This is a genomic window from Bartonella sp. PS17NMGDW, from assembly GCF_042193555.1.
GTDB lineage: Bacteria > Pseudomonadota > Alphaproteobacteria > Rhizobiales > Rhizobiaceae > Bartonella > Bartonella grahamii.
In genome coordinates, this window is record NZ_JBHILY010000110.1 from 1 (window position 1) to 508 (window position 508).

At 40.9% G+C, this 508-nt stretch carries 1 protein-coding gene; it reads left to right on the forward strand.

Annotated elements, in window-relative coordinates:
• A partial coding sequence (locus ACFIJK_RS09545; protein WP_375627617.1) for a hypothetical protein occupies positions 1-406 on the forward strand: 406 nt, incomplete at its 5' end.
• Positions 407-508 lie beyond the last annotated feature (102 nt).

Genomic DNA, 508 nt, shown 5'->3' on the forward strand with positions numbered 1-508 from the left:
GGTTGATGGATTTACGCTTCACCGAATTAGAGCATTAAGAGATTTTGGTGGCGTCAAGAAAGGTAACCTTGGGGGCTTTATAGAGGATGAGGACAACCTAAGTCATGAAGCCGACTGTTGGGTTAATAATGAAGCTATGGTTTATTGTGGTGCCGAAGTTTACGACAGCGCTAAAGTGTTTGGTAACGCGAAAGTTGCTTATTTTGCACGCGTTTATGGCAATGCACAAGTTTATGATAACGCAAAAGTATATGGGGGGGATATTTTTGGGGACGCACAAATTTACAAATATGCAATTATTGATGGTAATCCAAGAATTTATGGCGACGCACAAATTTATGCCGATTACAAAATTGTTTACAAGGAAAAGACAGAAAACTTAACAGGGGACGACGTCCCTTTCTAACCCCACAAACAACTTTTTAAAACATGCGTGATTCACGCCACGGGGGAATTGCGCTCAAATAGGAGGAAATCAAGATGAGGGAACAAAACACTAACCTAACAG